The sequence below is a fragment of the Lacihabitans sp. CS3-21 genome (genome assembly GCF_024343675.1).
Taxonomy (GTDB): Bacteria; Bacteroidota; Bacteroidia; order Cytophagales; family Spirosomataceae; genus Leadbetterella.
In genome coordinates, this window is sequence record NZ_RJUD01000114.1 from 13,269 (window position 1) to 33,562 (window position 20,294).

At 38.3% G+C, this 20,294-nt stretch carries 18 protein-coding genes; 12 read left to right on the plus strand and 6 right to left on the minus strand.

Features of this window, described 5'->3' with window-relative positions; genetic code table 11:
- The first annotated feature begins 190 nt into the window (after positions 1-190).
- The 7 genes from purL to EGI24_RS21095 all read left to right on the plus strand — a co-directional run bounded on the left by purL (position 191) and on the right by EGI24_RS21095 (position 7,590).
- Complete coding sequence (gene purL, locus EGI24_RS21065) at positions 191-3,898, plus strand: phosphoribosylformylglycinamidine synthase (RefSeq protein WP_255050616.1); 3,708 nt, start codon at positions 191-193, stop codon at positions 3,896-3,898.
- 205 nt (positions 3,899-4,103) lie between these two features.
- Positions 4,104-4,553, plus strand: a complete 450-nt coding sequence (locus EGI24_RS21070) for an SRPBCC domain-containing protein (protein WP_255050618.1) — start codon at positions 4,104-4,106, stop codon at positions 4,551-4,553.
- A 12-nt stretch (positions 4,554-4,565) separates the two neighbouring features.
- Positions 4,566-4,988 (plus strand): VOC family protein, encoded by a 423-nt coding sequence (locus EGI24_RS21075; protein ID WP_255050620.1) that lies wholly within the window; start codon positions 4,566-4,568, stop codon positions 4,986-4,988.
- Positions 4,989-4,993: 5 nt separating this feature from the next.
- Complete coding sequence (locus EGI24_RS21080) at positions 4,994-5,356, plus strand: iron chaperone (protein WP_255050621.1); 363 nt, start codon at positions 4,994-4,996, stop codon at positions 5,354-5,356.
- Between the two features lies 1 nt (position 5,357).
- Entirely contained in the window at positions 5,358-5,717 is a 360-nt protein-coding gene (locus EGI24_RS21085; protein WP_255050622.1) for an iron chaperone, read from the plus strand.
- 46 nt (positions 5,718-5,763) lie between these two features.
- Positions 5,764-6,327, plus strand: coding sequence for a hypothetical protein (locus EGI24_RS21090; RefSeq protein WP_255050623.1), 564 nt, complete (start codon positions 5,764-5,766; stop codon positions 6,325-6,327).
- Between the two features lie 45 nt (positions 6,328-6,372).
- Entirely contained in the window at positions 6,373-7,590 is a 1,218-nt protein-coding gene (locus tag EGI24_RS21095; protein WP_255050624.1) for an exo-beta-N-acetylmuramidase NamZ domain-containing protein, read from the plus strand.
- A 190-nt stretch (positions 7,591-7,780) separates the two neighbouring features.
- Here the strand turns inward: EGI24_RS21095 and EGI24_RS21100 are convergent, their stop codons facing one another.
- The gene (locus EGI24_RS21100) at positions 7,781-8,404 is read right to left on the minus strand and encodes a YiiX/YebB-like N1pC/P60 family cysteine hydrolase (RefSeq protein ID WP_255050625.1); all 624 of its coding nucleotides are present in this window, start codon (positions 8,402-8,404) and stop codon (positions 7,781-7,783) included.
- A 57-nt stretch (positions 8,405-8,461) separates the two neighbouring features.
- On the opposite strand from EGI24_RS21100, the gene EGI24_RS21105 reads away from it, so the two are divergent.
- Together EGI24_RS21105 and EGI24_RS21110 are read left to right on the plus strand one after the other, a co-directional pair.
- Positions 8,462-8,788, plus strand: coding sequence for an iron-sulfur cluster assembly accessory protein (locus EGI24_RS21105; protein WP_255036851.1), 327 nt, complete (start codon positions 8,462-8,464; stop codon positions 8,786-8,788).
- Between the two features lie 250 nt (positions 8,789-9,038).
- Positions 9,039-10,127 carry a saccharopine dehydrogenase family protein gene (locus EGI24_RS21110; protein WP_255050626.1) on the plus strand — a complete coding sequence of 363 codons (1,089 nt, stop codon included), beginning with the start codon at positions 9,039-9,041 and terminating at the stop codon, positions 10,125-10,127.
- 263 nt (positions 10,128-10,390) lie between these two features.
- Here EGI24_RS21110 and lon read toward each other — a convergent pair whose 3' ends face one another.
- The 4 genes from lon to hisH form a co-directional block, all read right to left on the minus strand.
- On the minus strand, positions 10,391-12,868 hold the full coding sequence (gene lon / locus EGI24_RS21115) for an endopeptidase La (protein WP_255050627.1): 2,478 nt from the start codon (positions 12,866-12,868) through the stop codon (positions 10,391-10,393).
- Positions 12,869-13,060: 192 nt separating this feature from the next.
- Positions 13,061-13,819 (minus strand): imidazole glycerol phosphate synthase subunit HisF, encoded by a 759-nt coding sequence (hisF, locus tag EGI24_RS21120; RefSeq protein WP_255050628.1) that lies wholly within the window; start codon positions 13,817-13,819, stop codon positions 13,061-13,063.
- Positions 13,813-14,535 (minus strand): 1-(5-phosphoribosyl)-5-[(5-phosphoribosylamino)methylideneamino]imidazole-4-carboxamide isomerase, encoded by a 723-nt coding sequence (gene hisA, locus EGI24_RS21125; RefSeq protein WP_255050629.1) that lies wholly within the window; start codon positions 14,533-14,535, stop codon positions 13,813-13,815. The genes hisF and hisA overlap by 7 nt, the downstream gene beginning before the upstream one ends.
- Entirely contained in the window at positions 14,532-15,128 is a 597-nt protein-coding gene (gene hisH / locus EGI24_RS21130) for an imidazole glycerol phosphate synthase subunit HisH (RefSeq protein WP_255050630.1), read from the minus strand. The genes hisA and hisH overlap by 4 nt, the downstream gene beginning before the upstream one ends.
- A gap of 355 nt (positions 15,129-15,483) precedes the next feature.
- On the opposite strand from hisH, the gene EGI24_RS21135 reads away from it, so the two are divergent.
- The 3 genes from EGI24_RS21135 (at position 15,484) to EGI24_RS21145 (ending at position 17,980) form a co-directional block, all read left to right on the plus strand.
- Positions 15,484-16,458: a polyprenyl synthetase family protein gene (locus tag EGI24_RS21135; protein WP_255050631.1), complete on the plus strand. Its 975-nt coding sequence runs from the start codon at positions 15,484-15,486 to the stop codon at positions 16,456-16,458.
- Positions 16,459-16,791: 333 nt separating this feature from the next.
- The gene (locus EGI24_RS21140; protein ID WP_255050632.1) at positions 16,792-17,613 is read left to right on the plus strand and encodes a serine hydrolase; all 822 of its coding nucleotides are present in this window, start codon (positions 16,792-16,794) and stop codon (positions 17,611-17,613) included.
- Between the two features lie 58 nt (positions 17,614-17,671).
- A complete protein-coding gene (locus EGI24_RS21145; protein ID WP_255050633.1) occupies positions 17,672-17,980 on the plus strand; it encodes an antibiotic biosynthesis monooxygenase in 309 nt (102 codons plus the stop codon).
- Positions 17,981-18,219: 239 nt separating this feature from the next.
- On the opposite strand, the gene EGI24_RS21150 is transcribed toward EGI24_RS21145, so the two are convergent.
- On the minus strand, positions 18,220-20,292 hold the full coding sequence (locus EGI24_RS21150) for a carboxy terminal-processing peptidase (RefSeq protein ID WP_255050634.1): 2,073 nt from the start codon (positions 20,290-20,292) through the stop codon (positions 18,220-18,222).
- Between the last annotated feature and the right edge of the window lie 2 nt (positions 20,293-20,294).

A 20,294-nucleotide genomic window follows, 5' to 3' on the forward strand; every position in this document is an offset into this window, starting at 1 on the left:
ACCCGATCTGGTGAAAATCATTGAAGTATTCTTGTAATAAATATTCTTTTTCGAAGAAGAGCATATACCTATTTTTCAATTCCCGAAGTAAATTTTTTAATGCTATTACAAAATTGTTTTTACCCCATTTTTTTCTGGTATTCTTTATTTTAATAAATTAAATTTGCAGTTCATTCCAATCAAAGATAAAATGATTCATTTCTTCGGAAGCCTATCTGATACCGTTTTTGCCGTTCAAACTCTCGACAATTTAGCACCTGAAAATCTCCCAAAGTTATTTTGGTTGTTTAATGCCGAAGTTGATAATCAATACACTAAGGTTAATCAAAGCGATGCCCACCTGAGTGCAGTTTTCGTAGGACCAAGAGCAGCGATGATTACACCTTGGAGTACAAATGCGGTAGAAATAACCCAAAACATGGGAATTTCTGGCATTATCAGAATCGAAGAATTTCATGCAGTAGATGCTAACTTTAAGGACTTTGATCCAATGCTTTCGCAGAAATACAGCGAGCTAAATCAAGAAATTTACACCATCAATATTCAACCAGAGCCAATTCTAGAGATCGAAAACATTGGCGAATACAACAAAAAAGAAGGCTTGTCATTGAGCCAAGATGAAGTTGAATATTTGGAAAACTTATCCTCAAAACTAGAAAGAAAACTAACTGACTCTGAAGTTTTTGGTTTTTCACAAGTGAACTCTGAACACTGTCGTCACAAGATTTTCAACGGAACTTTTGTGATCGATGGAGAAGAAAAACCAAGTTCTCTTTTCAAACTTATAAAGAAAACTTCCCAAGAAAATCCAAACGATATCGTATCGGCATACAAAGACAATGTGGCTTTCGTAAAAGGCCCGATTGTAACTCAATTTGCCCCAAAATCTGCAGATAAACCAGATTTCTATCAGGAAACAGAATTCGAGTCGGTGATTTCCTTAAAAGCCGAAACCCATAATTTCCCAACTACCGTTGAGCCTTTCAATGGTGCAGCTACTGGTGCAGGTGGCGAGATCCGTGACCGTTTGGCTGGTGGACAAGGTTCTTTGCCTTTGGCTGGAACTGCAGTTTACATGACATCTTACTCAAGATTAGCCGACGAAAGACCTTGGGAAAATGCAATGAAGGCTCGTCCATGGTTGTACCAAACACCGATGGACATCTTGATAAAAGCCTCAAACGGTGCCTCTGATTTTGGAAACAAATTTGGACAGCCTTTGATTTCTGGCTCTCTACTTACCTTCGAACACGAAGAAGATGCAAGAAAACTAGGATTCGACAAAGTAATCATGATGGCAGGCGGAATTGGTTATGGGAAAGCCAGTCAAGCCATAAAACAGTCACCCAAAGAAGGAGACAAAGTGGTGATTTTGGGAGGAGAAAACTATCGAATTGGTATGGGTGGAGCCGCAGTTTCATCAGCAGATACTGGTGCTTTTGGCTCAGGCATTGAGCTAAATGCCGTCCAAAGGTCCAATCCAGAAATGCAAAAAAGAGCTGCTAATGCCATCAGAGGATTGGTGGAAGCGGAGAATAACCCAATTGTATCTATTCACGACCACGGAGCAGGTGGTCACCTGAACTGCCTTTCTGAATTGGTAGAAGAAACAGGAGGTCTGATAGATTTAGACAAATTGCCTGTTGGTGATCCGACACTTTCGGCCAAAGAAATCATCGGAAATGAGTCGCAAGAACGTATGGGTTTGGTAATTGGCGAAAAAGATTTGGTAACTTTAAAAACAATAGCTGACCGCGAACGCTCACCTATGTATACGGTTGGCGAGGTAACCAACAACCATAGATTTACGTTTGAGTCGAAATCAACTGGCTTAAAACCAATGGATTTTGCAATTGCAGATATGTTTGGCAGTTCGCCAAAAACCATCATGGCCGATAAAACCATTGACAGAAATTACTCTGAGATCAGTTATTCGGCAGAAAATATAGAAACCTACTTGAAACAAGTGCTTCAATTAGAGGCCGTTGCTTGTAAAGACTGGTTGACCAACAAAGTGGACCGTTGCGTTGGAGGTCGCGTGGCGAAGCAGCAATGTGCTGGTCCGTTACAATTGCCACTTAACAATTTGGGTGTAATGGCCCTAGACTTCAAAGGAAAAGAAGGCATAGCCACCACTATCGGTCATTCACCAGTTTCTGCATTGGTTGACCCTGTGGCAGGTTCTAGAAATGCCATAGGTGAGGCTCTTTCAAACATCGTTTGGGCACCTTTGAAAGACGGTTTGAAATCAGTTTCGCTTTCGGCCAACTGGATGTGGGCATGTAAAAACGAGGGTGAAGACACCAAATTGTATGAAGCCGTAAAAGGCTGTTCAGACTTCGCAATCGAGCTAGGCATCAATATCCCAACAGGAAAAGACTCCCTTTCGATGAAGCAAAAATACCCCAACGACGAGGTGATTGCTCCAGGAACGGTCATCATTTCGGCAGGTGCCAGTTGCTCAGATATCAAACAAGTTGTAGAGCCAGTTCTACAAAGAAATGGAGGAAACATTTATTACGTAAATCTTTCAAAAGATGCGTTTAAATTGGGCGGAAGTTCGTTTGCACAAGTTTTAAACAAAGTCGGGAAAGCGGTACCAACTATCACAGATTCAGTATACTTTGCAACCGCATTTAATCTCATCCAAGCTTTAATAATAGCCAACAAAATAAAAGCTGGTCATGATATCGGAAGCGGTGGTTTAATCACAACCTTGCTGGAAATGAGTTTTGCAGATGTAAACTTGGGAGCAAATTATGATTTAAGCCCACTAATCACTGAAGGGGGCGTTCAAAACGATTTCGTTCAAATTCTTTTTGCTGAAAACATCGGATTGGTTTTACAAGCAGATGCTGAAATCGAATCTGAATTTAAAAATAAGGGAATAGAATTATTTAAAATAGGTGAAGTTGTTGAAGGAAATACAGTTTCTATAAAACACAATTCTGACGAATTAAAATTGAATATCAACGAATTACGGGATGTTTGGTTCAAAACTTCATTTTTACTAGATCGCCGTCAATCTAAAAACCAAAGAGCTGAGGCACGTTATGAAAACTATAAAAGCCAGCCTTTAAAATATACTTTTCCTCAGCATTTTTCTGGAGAAAAACCAACTATAATAAGTGGCATCGAAAGGCCAAAAGCCGCTATCATCCGTGAAAAAGGCAGTAACTCCGAAAGAGAAATGGCCAATGCCATGTTTCTTGCTGGTTTCGATGTAAAAGATGTGCACATGACAGATTTAATTTCTGGAAGAGAAACCTTAGAAGATATTCAATTCATTGGAGCAGTGGGTGGATTCTCCAATTCAGACGTTTTGGGTTCTGCAAAAGGTTGGGCTGGGGCATTTTTGTACAACGAGAAAGCCAACACAGCTTTGAAGAAATTCTTTGCCAGAGAAGACACACTTTCGGTAGGAATTTGCAATGGTTGCCAGTTGTTTATGGAGTTGGAATTAATCAATCCTGAGCATGAAATACATGGCAAAATGCTTCATAATGAATCCCATAAACACGAAAGTATTTTTACTTCCGTAAAAGTTCAGAAAAACCACTCGGTGATGCTTTCGACTTTAGAAGGAGCTACTTTGGGTGTTTGGGTATCACATGGAGAAGGGAAATTCAATCTTCCTTATTCAGAAGAAAAATACAATATCGTTGGAAAATACGGTTACGAAAGCTACCCAGCTAATCCAAACGGATCAGATTTCAATACGGCCATGATGTGCGATGCTACTGGAAGACACTTGGTGATGATGCCACACATTGAGCGTTCAACTTTCCCATGGAACTGGGCACATTACCCTGCTGACCGCAAAAACGATGAAGTAAGCCCATGGTTAGAAGCTTTTGTGAATGCAAAAAAATGGGTGGACGCTAAAAACGCCAAGTAATTTACCAATCAAAACATATCAGTGAATTTTCTAATGTGTTCTATGTGCCTATGTGTAAAAAAATAAACACATAGGCACATACTTATCATAGATATCTAATTGTTAATTTAAATTGACGCATTAGACCTTCATTTTGTCTTATTCTACTCGCCAAATGCCAGTACATTTTTGATACATTTGTAAAAATTTCAATTTTTTACAAATTATGAAAACGCTAAAATTTTCAATAGTTATTGATGCTCCTCGAAAAAAAGTATGGGACAACATGCTTCAAGATACCACCTACAGAATCTGGGCGAGCGAATTTCATGAAGGTTCTTGTTTTGAGGGTTCTTGGGAAAAGGGAAGCGAAATACACTTTCTCGGACCCAATGAAGATGGCGGAATAGGAGGCATGTATTCAAAAATTAAAGAGCATGTGGAACATGAATTTATTTCGATTGAGCATCTTGGATTTATCAGCAATGGCATTATTGACACCACAAGCGAGGAAGTGAAAAAATGGACTCCCGCTTTTGAGAACTACATTTTACTTCCGAAAGAAAATCAAACCGAGCTTTTGATAGAAATGGAAACTTCTCCAGAATATGCCCCTATGTTTGAGGAAATGTGGCCACGAGCTTTAGAATCTCTTAAAAATCTTTGTGAAAAATAACCCGATACTAATATGACTGAAGACATTTTTCCTTGCTTATGGTTTGACGGAAAAGCTAAGGTAGCTGCAGAATTTTACTGTGGAATTTTCAAAAACTCCAAAATCCTTTCCGAAAATCCAATGGTTGTAAACTTTGAGCTCAACGACAAGAAGTTTATGGGACTGAACGGCGGTCCGATGTTTAAGTTCAATGAGGCTGTGTCCTTTGTGATTACTTGTGCCGACCAAACAGAAATAGATTATTACTGGAACAAACTCACCGAAAACGGGGAGGAAAGCATGTGCGGCTGGTTGAAAGACCAATTTGGCGTTTCTTGGCAAGTAGTCCCAAGTATTTTAGGAAGTCTCATGTCGGATCCTATGAAAGCCGAAAGAGTTTCCAACGCCTTTATGCAAATGAGGAAAATGGATATTGAAAAGCTCATAAACGCCTAAAAATCATGACGGCAAGTAATAAAGTAGCGGAAAATGTAGATGATTACATTGCGGATTTTCCTGATGAAGTAAAAAATAGACTGCTTCAAATAAGAAATCTCATAAAATCTACCGTTCCTGAAGTAGAGGAATACATCAGCTATGCCATGCCTTCATACAACTATCATGGCATTTTAATTTACTTTTCAGCTTTTAAAAATCACATAGGTTTATACTCTGTACCCAATCTTCATCCTGATTTTTTAGAAAAATTTAAGCCTTACAAAACAGGTACAGGTTCAGTTCAATTTCCTCATAGCAAAGTACTTCCGCTAGATTTTATCAAAGAAATTTTAGAATTTCGTATTAGCGAAAACCTAAAAAAATGAAATGAAAAAATACACCAACGTTGAAGAGTACATTTTGGATTTCCCTGAAATTGCTCAAATCAAAATGCAAGAGCTGCGAGAAATCATAGCATCCATTGCCACGAATTGCAAAGAAATCATTAGCTATAACATGCCCGCTTACAAACAAAATGGCATAGTGGTGTATTTTGCAGCCAACAAAAACCACATTGGTTTTTACCCAACGCCTAACGGAATTACGACTTTCGAATCCCAACTTACAAACTACAAATACTCCAAAGGAGCCATTCAGTTCCCAATAGACCAACCACTTCCCAAAGAACTGATTCAAGACATCCTAAGATTCCGAATAGAAGAAGATTTTTTGAAAAAGAAAAAATAAGGTTTACTTTTGCTTTACCTCAAATTTTAAAAATTCTTCTTCAAAAATGAAACAAATACTTGGTTTTCTATTCGTACTATTCGTTATTTTTTCTTGTACAAATTCTCAAAAAGACACCCTCGATACACTTGCCATTCAAGATTCATTAAGACTTGATTCCATCAACAATGTAAAAAGACTGATGAGTGAAGATGCCAAAGTTTGGTTGATTAAAAGCATCGAAAATGAGTTTGCAGACCCACTTTTTGAAGACGAAAACCAAGACAAAAAAGCAAGCATTTATACCAAGAGCTACGAAGAATACAAAACAGACGCCATAAGTATTGATTACGACGGCGGCATGACCGAAGAGGCCTTCAAGAAAAAATGGGGTAGCAAATACGACACTAAATACGCTGGAATTGGGACGGGTTTTCTGATTTCTGGTCAGGATTGGGTAAAAATCAGTATAACAAACTGTACCCTCAAAAGCGACTTGTCGACCGACTCTACTATGGTTTTTGATGTAATGATAGAGGACAAAGAAGCCAAAGCAAAATACAAAAGAGATATAAAGGTCATTAAATCAGGTGATTCATTCCTCATCGATGACATATTGGAGTACCAATAGTCACGTTTTTCAAAATCCTTTTTCAAAATTCATAGCCGTCATTTTATGAAAAAAACGCACCTATTTTTGATTTTTGTAGCATTGACCTTTACCCTTGGCTTTAAATGTACTCCGAAGATTTACCATTCGGCAGCGGAACCCATCAAAACTGGTGCAGAACAAACTGACAAATACTTATCGATTCTAAAAGGCAAACGAGTTGGAATTTTGGCAAATCCTACCACGATAATAGGCAAAAGCCACTTGGTAGATAGTCTGCAAAAATTGGGAATCGACATCGTAAAGGTTTTCGGACCTGAGCATGGCTTTAGAGGAAATGCCTCCAACGGTGCTAAAGTCAGTGACGAAACCGACCCAGCCACAGGCATAAAAATCATTTCTCTCTACGGCAAAAAACGCAAACCATCTGCCGAAGACTTGGCCAAGGTGGACCTCATGATGTTTGATATTCAAGACGTTGGCTGTCGTTTTTATACCTACATCAATGTTTTGCGAGATGTAATGGAAGCCTGTGCTGAACACAACAAAACGCTCTTGATTCTCGACAGACCCAATCCCAATGGCTACCTCATCGACGGCCCCATCATGGATATGCGACTAAAATCGGGCATCGGGCAGTTTCCAATTCCGATAGCCCACGGCATGACCATAGCTGAATTTGCCCAGATGATAAATGGAGAAGGCTGGCTGCCCAACCAAGCCAAATGCAAGCTTGAAATCGTAAAAGTCGCTAATTATAGGCACGACATGGACTATGTTTTACCGATAAAACCATCTCCAAACCTCAATACCCAACAGAGCATTATGCTTTATCCAACCACTTGTATGTTTGAAGGCACCATTCTGAGCCAAGGCCGAGGCACTCAAGTACCCTTTACGGTTTTGGGAGCTCCGTTATTAAAAGGCAAATACACTTTCAACTTTACACCCAAAAGCATCCCAGGTATGAGTGAGTCGCCCCTGCACATGAATGAAACCTGCTACGGCATAGATTTGATGAATTATGACATCAAAAACCTGAGAAAAACCAAGCGAATCAACCTCCAATGGATGATTGACCTATACCAAGCCTACCCAGACAAAGCCAAGTTTTTTGACAGAACCCAAAGCAAACAAATGGGCAACATAGATTTTCTGGCTGGCGTTTATGAATTCAGAAAGCAAATAGAAGAAGGAAAAACCGCCGAAGAAATTCAAAAATCGTGGGAACCGGGTCTTTCAGCATACAAAAAAATGAGATTGAAGTATGTTTTGTATGATTGAGTGAATAGGTTAGATTGAAATAAATAGTATTGCATTTTACTCTGGTCGAAGACACGAGCTATAAGAAGGCTAATCCCTTTGTGGGTGTAAAATGCGGATTTCACCAGCAGAAAATCAATGCTCATTCAGATTCGAACTCTTCCAAATTGAAACAAAATCCGCCTGTTAAAAGAACCAAAAACAATCACCCTCAAATAAGTATAGCCTTCATTTCCAAGGCATTCTGTCGCCAAAAAGCTCCTGGACTGATAAAAACTCCTTTCTCTTTGGGTAGTTCAATATTGGCATATTTGAATGCTTCATAAATGTATTCTGCACAGGTATATTTTTCGTCATGAAAGAAATTATCAAAACCCCAAAAGCTTCGCCAGAGTATTCGCCAATACTCTTTTCTGTCATATTGTTTCGAGAGATTGTCCACGCAAAACTCCTTGACGGCTTTTTGTTTGACTAAGTCGCTGGCCAAAAGTTCATGCTTTGCCCAAGCAACTCTGCCTTTGTAGGGTTTATTTTTTCCGTCATAATCTTTGTAAATAAACGACAAAGGCAACATTCTTACTCCAACTTCCAACACACTTTCAATCAAAAAAACTCTGTCCAATTCCTCGATCCTAACCACCATGCCTACATGGCTCCAAGCCGACTTACTACGCCAACGAATCAAGCCTGAGAGCCAATGATCCCCTGAAAAAAATAGCAAATCGCCGGTTTTAAACTCACTTCGCATGGCCTCATAAAAACGCAAATTTGTCCCTAAGGATTGATATTCATATATTTTGTCCAGTATCCTTTTTGACTTTATTTGTCTCGCCATGAAACTTTTGATTTATATTTAAAGTTTTAATAGGAGTAAATATAAATTAATTTCGAAATGATTACGGTAACAGAGCAGGCAAAAAATAAAATTTTGGAATTAAAAAGCAAGGAAGGTAAAAACGAAAACCACGGCATACGCGTAGCAGTAGAAGGCGGCGGATGCTCTGGATTGATGTACGACCTCGCTTTTGATGCAGAACAACAGCCCAACGATCATATATATGAAGACCAAGGCGTAAAAATATTTGTAGACAAAAAGAGTCTTCTATATCTAATTGGAACCCAACTAGACTATAGCGACGGCCTAAATGGCAAAGGATTTCAATTTAAAAACCCCAATGCCAGCCGTACTTGTGGCTGCGGAGAGAGTTTTTCGGTTTAATTTCCATAAAATACATTATCAGAAGGCGGAGAATTTCTTCGCCTTTTTTTTGTGTAAAAGTCTAAGTTTTTAGAATTTTACAGTAAATTAGATTCGTAAAACAGAATCACATTGTTTAACGATTTAAACTTCCTCCTAGCCCGACTGGCCTACCTACGTAGTGCTTGCTCGTTTGTTCCTGATTTTGCGGCTTAATACCATCTATTTTTTTAGCCGTCGCATTTACATTTCAACATAAATAAAAAAAATCATGAACACATTCAGAGATGGGTCAAAAATCCTTGTTATTGGCATGGGAAAAGTTGGCTCTTTGGTAGGGATATTACTCAACAACAGATTCAAAGTAACAGGCTTAGACAAAAATCCACCACATTACGACCTAAACTTACCTTTTGAAGTTATTGGAGGTGATTGCTCAGATATAGATTTCCTAGAAAAAACCATCCCGGCATTTCAAGCGGTAGTTTCTTGTATGCCCTACTTCTTAAATCTCCCCATCGCTCAAATTTGTCACAAAAATGCCATTCACTATTTTGATCTTACGGAAGATGTTCCAACTACCCAAGCTATCAGGCAAATGGCAGAAACGGCCCAAGCGGTGATGGCACCGCAATGTGGTTTAGCTCCTGGATTTATAGGTATAGTAGGTGCAGATTTGTGCAAAAGATTTGATAAAATTCGAGATATTGAGCTTCGAGTAGGTGCTTTGCCACAATTTCCGAATGGATTGCTGGGATACTCGTTTACGTGGTCACCTGCTGGAGTTATCAACGAATACATCAATGATTGCGAGGTGATTCATAATGGCAAAAAGAAAATGGTGCCCGCATTGGACGGACTCGAGAAAATATACATTGGCGGAGAGGAATTTGAGGCTTTTAGTACTTCTGGTGGCTTAGGAACCATGTGTGAGACATTCGAAGGCAAAGTGGATACACTAAACTACAAAACCATGCGATATCCAGGACATTGTAAACTCATGAAATTCTTGCTTTATGAATTGATCATGAAAGATGACAGACAACAATTGGAACAAATCCTTACAAACGCAAAACCTCCTGTTCAAGAAGACGTGGTCTATGTTTATGCAGTGGTGGAAGGTTGGAAGTACGACAAAATCAAGCGGGAGGAGTATTATCGACCATTTCAACCCATAGTTATAGATGGAGAGCATTGGCGAGCTATTTCATGGACTACTGCCGCTTCCATAGCTGCTGTGGTAGAAATGGTGGCTCAGAAAACTTTGCCAACCAGTGGTTTTATTAAACAAGAAGAAATTCCTTTTGAAGCTTTTTTGGAAACTACCAATGGGAAGTTTTTCTTAGAAAAGGAGTTATAGGTGGCTTGGCTATTACACAAAGGTTCACGAAGGAAGCACGAAGTTTCACAAAGGGAATACAAGTTGTCAGATAAAGAAAAAAATATTCAACGAACTGATTATTAAATCTTTAAGATACAAAGTTCAATTCTTAAAATCTTTAAATCCATGATTTCCTCAAACAAATTCTTTGTGAAACTTCGTGAATTCTTTGTGTGACTTTGTGTAACAACATTCTACTAAACTTCAAAAAACTCATAAAAAAAGGCCTCTCGGCCTTTTCATTATACTAATTCTTTCTTGGTTTCTTCAGGAAAATTAAAAACAATCGGCTTTTTTACTTTTTCTTCAAGAAGGGCTATTTCCAAAACCTCCTCAACGTAGTTTACATAATGGAAAGTCAAACCTTTAGTATACTCCTCCCCTATTTCCTCTACGTCTTTTTGATTTTTGTAACACATCACTATCTCCTTGATATTGGCTCTTTTGGCCGCCAATATCTTCTCTTTGATACCTCCCACCGGTAACACCTTGCCACGTAGTGTGGTTTCGCCCGTCATGGCCATATCTTTCTTTATTTTTCTTTGGGTAAAAATAGAGGCCATAGAAACCAACATCGTAATACCAGCAGATGGACCGTCTTTAGGCACAGCTCCCTGCGGAACGTGTATATGCAAGTCATAATTTCCAAATACTCTGTAATCAATTCCCAAGTCTTCAGCGTGAGATTTCAAATATGAAAGTGCCGTTACAGCAGATTCCTTCATTACATCGCCCAGTTGGCCAGAAAGTGTCAGAGCTCCTTTGCCTCTGCTTAAGTTAGACTCAATGAACAAAATATCACCACCAACAGGCGTCCAAGCCAAGCCAGTCACTACACCTGCTAGGTCATTTCCTTCATATAAATCTTTGTCAAATATAGGCTGACCCAATAATCGCTCCACATCAGCTTCTTTGACGTTTGGATTGTATTGCTCCTCCATGGCCACAAACTTGGCAATTTTTCTGACCAAACTACCCAATTTATGTTCTAAGCTCCTCACGCCAGACTCTCTGGTGTAACCCTCTATAAGCTTAACAATAGCTCCGTTTGTGATTTTGAACATGCCCGGAGTAAGTCCGTGAAGCTCAATTTGTTTTGGCAACAAATGTCTCTTAGCAATCTCTACTTTCTCTTCTACTGTGTACCCACTCAATTCGATAATTTCCATTCTATCTCTCAAAGCTGGTTGAATGGTATCCAAAGCATTTGCGGTGGCTACAAACAACACCTTCGAAAGGTCATAATCTACTTCTAGATAGTTATCTTTGAAAGCATTATTTTGCTCAGGATCAAGCACTTCCAGCAATGCACTAGACGGATCGCCACGATGGTCTCTTGAAATTTTATCAATTTCATCCAAGATAAATACAGGATTACTTTTCTTAGCCTTCTGAATATTGTTGATGATTTTGCCAGGCATAGCACCGATGTAGGTTTTTCTATGTCCACGAATTTCGGCCTCATCATGTACACCGCCCAAGGCCATTCTTACATATTCTCTACCCAAGGCCTTCGCTATAGATTTCCCCAAAGACGTTTTACCCACTCCAGGAGGGCCATAAAGGCAAAGTAAAGGAGCCTTCATGTCATTACGGAGTTTCAGTACTGCCAAGTACTCAAGAATTCTCTCTTTCACTTTAGTCAACCCAAAGTGGTCACCATCAAGTATTCTTTTTGCCCTCGCTAAAGAGAAATTATCTTTGCTGTATTCGTTCCAAGGTAAATCTACCAATAACTCTGCGTATCCTACCGAAACACCATATTCTGGTGCCATTGAGTTCATACGCATGATTTTATTGAGTTCTTTATTGAAATGCTCATTAATCTCTGGCGACCATTTTTTCTTCGCCCCTTTGGCCCGTAGCTTCTCCACTTCTTGGTCCGGAGAATCCATTCCAAGCTCTTCCTGAAGCACTTTTATTTGCTGACGAAGATAATATTCTTTCTGTTGCTGATCTATGTCCGACGAAGCCTTACTTTGTATATCTTTCTTTATTTCAAGCACTTGCACTTCCTTCATCATGTGTTCGAGTAGCTTGGTAGCTTGCTCGTAGCCATCAAATGTTTCTAAAAGCAACTGCTTATCAGAAATGCCAATGTTGAGATTGGAAGAAAGAAAATGTGTTAGAAAATTAGGTGTGTCTATGTTATTTATAGCAATCTGAGCATCTCTCGGAATCTCGGGATTGAGATTAAGGATATTCAAGGCGGCTTCTTTAAGGCTGGATATCAAGGCTTTGGTTTCCTTTTTCTTTGGATTTGGAAAATGATCCTCGATATAAGTAACCTTGGCCATCAAATGGGGGTCGGTTTTGGTAAACTCATCCACTTTAAACCTTCTTCTACCCTGCAAAATAATGGTTACATTACCGTCTGGCAGAACAATCATTTTGATGATATGAGCAATGGTCCCTACTTTGTAAAGATCGTCTTCGGAAGGTTCATCGTTGGTTTGACGGACCTGAGAAATTATTCCCAGTGTTTTATCCCCTTTGTAAGCTTTTTTTACCAGTTTAGTACCTTTGGTACGAGTAACAGTTACCGGAATTACAATTCCAGGAAACAAAACGGTATTTCTAAGTGGTAAAATTGGAAGAAATTCAGGTAAATTATTATCATCTTCCATGACTTCGTCAGGCGGAGCAATCTCAATCATCTCCACACTTTCAATATTTTTTCCTGAAAGACCTATATTATTAAAATTTTCGAAATCTAGCATGTATGATATGTCAAACTCAATATTTGACTGTTTTATTTCTAAAAGGTATAGTTCTGTTAGTCAAACCTTATGCCACCATAGGATTTCATGGCAAAATGGCAGACTTTAGTAAAGGTAAATATACAAACGAAAATTTAAACCAGATAAATTTTGACAATAATCCGATTTAAAGGTATTTAATGTTGATTTTTGTCAAACAATTCTCATTGGAATTCCCTTTTCAGACAAATAATGTTTTAAATCTGGAATAGGAATCTCTCTAAAATGAAAAATACTAGCAGCCAGCCCGGCGTCGGCTTTTCCAGCCGTAAAAACTTCATAAAAATGCTCCATATTGCCAGCACCTCCAGAAGCTATTACTGGAATATGCAAATTTTCAGACACGAAAGAGGTAATATCTAGTGCAAAACCGTTCTTTGTACCATCTGCATCCATAGAAGTGAGCAAAATTTCTCCTGCTCCCAACTCCTCTACTTGTTTTACCCAGTGGCGAGTGCGTAGATCGGTTGGCTTTCTGCCACCATGCGTATGCACAATATCCTCACCATCCACGTGGCGAGTATCTATGGCTACCACAATACACTGACTACCAAACTCTTTAGCCAATTCATAAATCAGTTGTGGATTATTAACCGCCGATGAATTTATAGACACTTTGTCAGCACCCGCATTTAATAATTTGGACACATCTGAAATACTGCCGATGCCTCCACCGACGGTAAAAGGAATATTGACTGCATGAGCCACTTTATTTACCAAATCCAGCAAAGTTTTTCGTTCTTCTACAGTGGCGGTAATGTCCAAAAACACCAATTCATCGGCACCTTGTTGGGCATAAATAGCCGCCAGTTCCACTGGGTCACCGGCATCACGTAAATCCACAAAGTTGGTTCCTTTTACAGTTCGGCCTTCTTTGATATCCAAACAAGGTATAATTCTTTTTGTTAACATATAAATTTCTCCAGCTCTTTCAAACCAATTTTTCCTTCATAAATGGCCTTACCTACAATCACACCAAACACCCCTTGGTCATTTAGTTTTTCTAAATCCTTCATCTCACTTACGCCACCGCTGGCTATAATTTTTAAATCAGAAAACTTCGCTTGCATTTTTTCATAAAGCTCAAAAGACGGCCCTTGCAATAGCCCATCTTTGGCTACATCGGTGCTTATGGTGTATTTTATGCCTTTTTTGAGGTATTCTTCAATAAAATCAAATACCGAAACCTTGGTAGATTCTTGCCATCCAGAAATGGCTATCATTTCATCTTTGGCATCTGCTCCAAGTATAATTTTTTCTGGTCCGAATTTTTCCAACCAACCCAAAAACATTTCTTGGTTTTTTACGGCTATACTTCCTCCAGTAATCATTTTTGCACCAAAATCAAATGCTTTTTGGATGTCCTCATCAGACTGAATTCCACCTCCGAAATCAATAATTAACTTAGTGGAATTGGCAATCTTCTCCAAAACTTTGTGGTTGATAATCCGCTTCTCCTTGGCACCGTCTAAGTCAACCAAGTGTAGTCTTTTTATGCCAGCATCTTCAAACTCTTTGGCTACTTCTGCGGGGTCTTCGTTGTAGATTTTCTTTTGTTCATAATCACCCTGCGTAAGCCTAACACACTTACCATCAATAATATCTATAGCTGGAATTACCTGAATCATAAAGCTAAAAAGTTTTTAAATATTTGTTGTCCAACCTCGCCGCTGATTTCAGAATGAAACTGACAGGCGAAGAAATTGTCTTTTTGTAAAATTGCTGAATATTCCAAAACATAATCGGTTTTGGCCACTGTGTATTTTGAAAGTGGAGCATAATATCCGTGATTATAATACACATAAGAATTTGCATTAACAGACGCACAAATAGGCGTTTGCAAATCATAAATATTATTCCAGCCTGTCTGAGGAATTTTAAAACCCTGTGTTTTAGGGAATTTCAAGATCGGAATATCAAATACACCAAGGCATTGGGTATCGCTTTCCTCAGAAGTTTCACAAAGCAATTGCATACCTACGCAAGTACCCAAAAAAGGCTGTTTCAGTGTAGGAATAAGTTTATCCAAACCCGTTTCAATCAAACTTTTCATGGCCGAACCAGCCTCTCCTACACCTGGAAAAATGATTTTGTTGGCATTTTGTATCTTCTCAGGGTCGTCTGTCAGTTCATAACTAGCACCGATACGTTCCAGGGCTATTATCACAGACATGATATTCCCTGCATTGTATTTTATAATTGAAATCTCTGGTTTAATCATTTTGCAAAAATACGGCTCATTTTTGAGCCTGAATAATTTTAATATAAAAAATAAAACCCGACTAATTTGTCGGGCCTATTTGTTCGCTAAATTTGTCAGGAAAAAATCTTTTGTGTAATGGATTGATTATTAATATATAATTTGTGCAAAATAAAATATACTTGAGCCAATTCCAAAATATTCTCTCAATTAATACACAAAAAAATAACATTTCAGGCTTAAAAAATTGAAATAATACAATAATGCATTCATTAATCTTAAACGCAATTAGGTAATTGTTTTATTAATAAATAAATTTGCTCAATTTTAAACAACCTGTAAACTCCCCTGTTACCAATTAGTAACAGAATCATAAATGGCCATTTCAATTGATGAAATACAGGCTCCCATCATAGAGGAGATGAATAGTTTCGAGAAGAAATTCAGAAATTCTATGAAAACGAATGTGATGCTTCTTGACCAAATCATGAAGTACATCATTCACCGAAAAGGGAAGCAAATCAGACCCATGTTTGTGTTTCTGACTGCCGGCACGGTTGGCCAAATCGCTGATTCTACCTACCGAGGAGCGGCTCTGATAGAACTGGTACACACAGCATCGCTTGTACACGACGACGTGGTGGACGACTCCAACTACCGCAGGGGTTTTTTCTCTATAAATGCTCTTTGGAAAAACAAAATAGCAGTATTGGTGGGCGATTTCCTTCTTAGCAAAGGCCTTGATCTCAGCCTAAAACACAAAGATTACAACCTCATGGAGATTGTAAACAATGCCGTGAAAGAAATGAGTGAAGGTGAGTTGTTACAAATAGAAAAGGCCAGAAAATTAGACATAACCGAAGACATATATTTCGACGTAATCCGCAAAAAAACGGCCTCACTGATAGCTTCTTGCTGTGCTGTGGGTGCGGCATCCACGGGTGCCGACGAAACCATGGTTGAAAAAGCAAGACTTTTGGGCGAAAAAATAGGCATGGCGTTTCAGATAAAAGATGACCTGTTTGACTTCGGCACAGATGAGATAGGTAAACCTACAGGCATAGATATCAAAGAAAAAAAGATGACTTTACCACTGATATTCGCCCTCAACAATACTGGTTGGTTTACTAAAAGAAAAATCATCAACCTTATCAAAAACGAATCAGACAAGCCCAACAAGGTTTTGGAGGTTATAGATTTTGTAAGAAGCTCCGGAGGAATAGATTATACCAAAAAAATCATGCAGAATTTCGTAAACCAAGCCTACGATATCCTCGACTCCTTCCCCGAATCCGCCCACAAAAATTCGCTTAAAAATCTGGTTCAGTTTACTATTGAGAGGACGAAGTAAATTTCCCTTTTTATTTTTATTTCTGCGGTTTTATTTTTTGGTTTTTGGTGGAAATATTTTTCATCGATTACAGGTCTGTTGGAAACTCTTAACACCACTAGAATGGCAAACGAAAATATTCATGCAAAGTTTCAGAGAAATTAATTATACTTTCTGCATGAACAAGTAACCCCAACAATAGGCAAAAATTTTCTAATTCGCAGCTTAAAAATTATAAACAAATAACCTCGCCTAATTCTTAAAATCCCAAAAATCACACTTATCCAGAATAAATGTAGATTCCTATCAAAATCTTAAGGCTATTTGTTAATTTTAATCTCAAAAAAACAGGAAATGAAATTTCTATTTGCACTTACCGCTTTATTGATAATGACTAGTGATAATAAGTCAATTGCCCAATCTTTAGAAAAGTATCTCAAAGAACTTGATCCTGAGATAGTGGTTTCCATGAAACTTCAAAATCAAACTGGAAAGCTGCTTTTTGAAAGAAACGGTCAAAAAGTGGTGCCGAGTGCGAGTGTTATAAAAATACCAATACTCTTCTCCTTGCTTAAAGCGAAAGGGATAAACCTTAAACATGCATATACACTCCAACCAAAGGATATTGTGGGTGGCTCAGGAGATATTCAGTATGAAGTTCCATTTAAAAAAATCACTTACAATTATTTAGCACAAAAAATGATAAGTGTAAGTGACAATACTGCCACCAATATTCTGATAGAAAAACTTGGTTCAGAGCAAATTCAGGAGGACATAAATAACTGGGGATTAACCAACACCAAGCTCAATAGAAAAATGATGGATTTTGAGGCCATCAAGGCAGGAAAACAAAATTTCACCACGTGTGAAGACATCAATGGTTTGTTGCTTAAACTTTTGAACAAGCAATTGCTCTCCAAAAAATCTGGCAAAAAAGCCATGGAGATTTTGTTGGCTTGTGAGGACAGAACGACTATTCCGAGAAACATCCCCGTAAACGTACCCATAGCACACAAAACAGGCACACTGGACTATGTCCGAGGCGATGCTGGTATCATTTTCTCCAAAAATATTTTGATACTTACAGTGTTCGTAGAAAACTTTGAGAGCCTTCAGCAGGCCGAAACCATTATTGGGAAAATAGCAGAATGCTGCTACAAAGACTTTGGCCAGTAAAAATATTACCAATTGAATTCACCATAACTAAAAAAGGATAATCAATAATTAAAGAAGCATGATATTAGAAGTAGCTATTTTAAATGTAAAGAGTGGACAAGAAAAGCAATTTGAAATCGACTTTGATATTGCAGGGCAATTTATTAGCTCGATAAAAGGTTATGTAAAACATTCACTACGAAAATGCTTGGAACAGAATAACAAGTATATTCTTCTTGTGGACTGGGAGAATTTAGAAGACCATACAGTTGGGTTTAGGCAATCACTAGAATACTTAGAGTGGAAAAAGATGCTTCATCATTATTATGATCCGTTTCCAACGGTAGAACATTATGAGACAATTATTGAAAACAAAAACAACAGCTAATACTTACTCCTGAATTATATAATCTATTCAAGTATTTAGAATGAAGGTTATATTGAACAAAACGTAAGAACTGTCCATTAAAAGACACCTATTCGAGGACACGAACAACAAAATAATATATTGCCCAAACTCAGCCATTGAAATTAATCCGCAGAGTCGCTTCTGGAGAATCTTCAGAATAATAAAAAAGCCCGCTTTCGCAGGCTTTTCTTATTATATTCATTCGAAGATTTTGAAAATTATTTCAGCAAACCTATCAAATCACAAAGAATCTTTTCCGTTTCTGTCAGATACAGATCTTCTTCTTTGTCACTTTTGCCACTTGACTTAGTGGTTTTCTTTACAGCCTTTCTGTTGCTTTCGTTTTCTTCTTTTTCCTTTTTGCGAAGTTCATAATTCAACGAATACTCCTTTTTATCTTTCTGCGATTTATATTCTTCCAAGTCTACTACAAGCTCTTTCAAGGCTTCGTCGCTTTTTAATCGCGACTGGAACTTCGCGTCCAATTTACTAATTATCTTTTCGTTGATATTATTAGTTTTCAAGAAACCAGCATTTTCTACTTCGTCATAAGGAAGTGCAGTTGGCTGTGAACTCTCACCCATTTCGTCAGCATTAAACGGAGATGGCAAAGTCAAGTCTGGTTCCACACCTTTCAATTGCGTGCTGTTACCAGTGACACGGTAGAATTTTTCAGTGGTAAGTTTCAATTGACCAAAACGCTCTTTAGCTTCAAAACCAACACCCGTAGAAACTCCATTATTGTCTTTACCTCTTGAAGCTTGACGTGGTGAATTTAAAAACTGATCAAGATCAACCAACTGCTGTACTGTTCCTTTTCCATATGATCTTTCACCTACTATCACACCTCTTTTATAATCTTGAATGGCTCCAGCAAAAATCTCAGATGCAGAGGCACTGAATCTATTTTGAAGAATCATTAAAGGACCTGCATAAACAGTTTCTTTGTCAGTATCTGATTCTACGTCAACTTTACCACGACCCGTTCTTCGTTGAACCACTGGACCATCAGGAATAAACAAACCCGAAAGGTTGATGGCTTCTGTTAGCGAACCGCCGCCATTGTTTCTTAAGTCTATCAAAACGCCGTCTACGCCTTTCTCTTCAAAATCCAAAAGGAATTTTTTAACGTCCTTAGTTGTACTTTGAAAATCTCCACCTTTACGAGCGTCTTCAAAATCACGGTAGAACATAGGTATGTCAATTACTCCTATTTTATATTCTTTTTTATCGTGTTTAATATCAATTATTTCGCCTTGAGCAACTGCCTCTTCCAGTTTAATTTTCTCTCTAACAATTCTCAAAAGTTTAGGTTCTGTTCCTGTAGGAGCATCCGAAGGCAAAAGTTTAAGTCTAACAACTGTTCCTTTTTTACCTCTAATCAACTTCACTGCATCGTCGGTCAACCAACCTATGATATCCTGAAATTCACCTTCGTCGCCTTGTGCAACACCTACGATGTAATCATTTTTGCTTCCTTGTCCGCTTTTAAACAATGGGCCACCAGGAACTACATCCACAATCATCACATAGTCACCTTCGTTTCTTAGCGTTGCTCCGATTCCTTCCAAAGATTGACTCATTTCTATATTAAACTGAGCCGCACTGCTTGGAATCATATATGAAGTATGCGGATCAATGATTTCTGTGAAAGAATTCATAAATGTCTGAAAAATATCCTCTGCTCTCCATTTAACTACTCTAGACTCGTACATGTCGTAACGTTTACTCAAAGTAGCCACTATAGCACTGTCAGAACTTCCACTTAGTTTCAGGCCTAGAGCTTGGCTCAATATAATTTTGTCCCATACTTTATCCAATTCTTTCTCGTCTTTCGCCCATGGGGAAGTGGTACGATTTACCTCATAGGTATCGTTGGTCGTGAAATCCATTGGTTTTTTCAAAAATGCTTTGATGTAGGCATGTCTGTTTTTGTATTTCAATCTGTAGGCATTGAAAACTTCAAAAGGGGCGTCCAATTCTCCAGAAAGCATAGCTTCGTCAATGGTAAATCTATACTTTTCGAAAGATTCTATTTCAGATTTTGTAAAATAAGCCTTAGATCCATCAACGTTGTCTATAAAGCTTGACCATATTTTGGATGAAAGCGAATCATCCAAAACGAACTTTCTGTAGTGATAATTATTCAAGAATTGCGTGACAAATGCTTGAACTTTAGAATGCGAAGCCGAAGGCTGCAGCGGGTCATAACTGTACTTAGGCGTTTCTGTCTGAGAAAAGGCCAAGAAACTCGAAAGTCCCAAAAAAGTAATCAATAAGCTTTTTTTCATTT

Bases quoted from the DNA above. Each gene is read 5' to 3' on its own strand.
- EGI24_RS21070 (WP_255050618.1), top strand. From the start codon at position 4,104: ATGAAAACGCTAAAATTTTCAATAGTTATTGATGCTCCTCGAAAAAAA.
- EGI24_RS21085 (WP_255050622.1), top strand. From the start codon at position 5,358: ATGAAAAAATACACCAACGTTGAAGAGTACATTTTGGATTTCCCTGAA.
- purL (WP_255050616.1), top strand. From the start codon at position 191: ATGATTCATTTCTTCGGAAGCCTATCTGATACCGTTTTTGCCGTTCAA.
- hisF (WP_255050628.1), bottom strand. From the start codon at position 13,819: ATGTTAACAAAAAGAATTATACCTTGTTTGGATATCAAAGAAGGCCGA.
- EGI24_RS21135 (WP_255050631.1), top strand. From the start codon at position 15,484: ATGGCCATTTCAATTGATGAAATACAGGCTCCCATCATAGAGGAGATG.
- EGI24_RS21150 (WP_255050634.1), bottom strand. From the start codon at position 20,292: ATGAAAAAAAGCTTATTGATTACTTTTTTGGGACTTTCGAGTTTCTTG.
- hisA (WP_255050629.1), bottom strand. From the start codon at position 14,535: ATGATTCAGGTAATTCCAGCTATAGATATTATTGATGGTAAGTGTGTT.
- EGI24_RS21090 (WP_255050623.1), top strand. From the start codon at position 5,764: ATGAAACAAATACTTGGTTTTCTATTCGTACTATTCGTTATTTTTTCT.
- EGI24_RS21140 (WP_255050632.1), top strand. From the start codon at position 16,792: ATGAAATTTCTATTTGCACTTACCGCTTTATTGATAATGACTAGTGAT.
- EGI24_RS21145 (WP_255050633.1), top strand. From the start codon at position 17,672: ATGATATTAGAAGTAGCTATTTTAAATGTAAAGAGTGGACAAGAAAAG.
- lon (WP_255050627.1), bottom strand. From the start codon at position 12,868: ATGCTAGATTTCGAAAATTTTAATAATATAGGTCTTTCAGGAAAAAAT.
- EGI24_RS21100 (WP_255050625.1), bottom strand. From the start codon at position 8,404: ATGGCGAGACAAATAAAGTCAAAAAGGATACTGGACAAAATATATGAA.
- EGI24_RS21080 (WP_255050621.1), top strand. From the start codon at position 4,994: ATGACGGCAAGTAATAAAGTAGCGGAAAATGTAGATGATTACATTGCG.
- EGI24_RS21105 (WP_255036851.1), top strand. From the start codon at position 8,462: ATGATTACGGTAACAGAGCAGGCAAAAAATAAAATTTTGGAATTAAAA.
- EGI24_RS21110 (WP_255050626.1), top strand. From the start codon at position 9,039: ATGAACACATTCAGAGATGGGTCAAAAATCCTTGTTATTGGCATGGGA.
- EGI24_RS21095 (WP_255050624.1), top strand. From the start codon at position 6,373: ATGAAAAAAACGCACCTATTTTTGATTTTTGTAGCATTGACCTTTACC.
- EGI24_RS21075 (WP_255050620.1), top strand. From the start codon at position 4,566: ATGACTGAAGACATTTTTCCTTGCTTATGGTTTGACGGAAAAGCTAAG.
- hisH (WP_255050630.1), bottom strand. From the start codon at position 15,128: ATGATTAAACCAGAGATTTCAATTATAAAATACAATGCAGGGAATATC.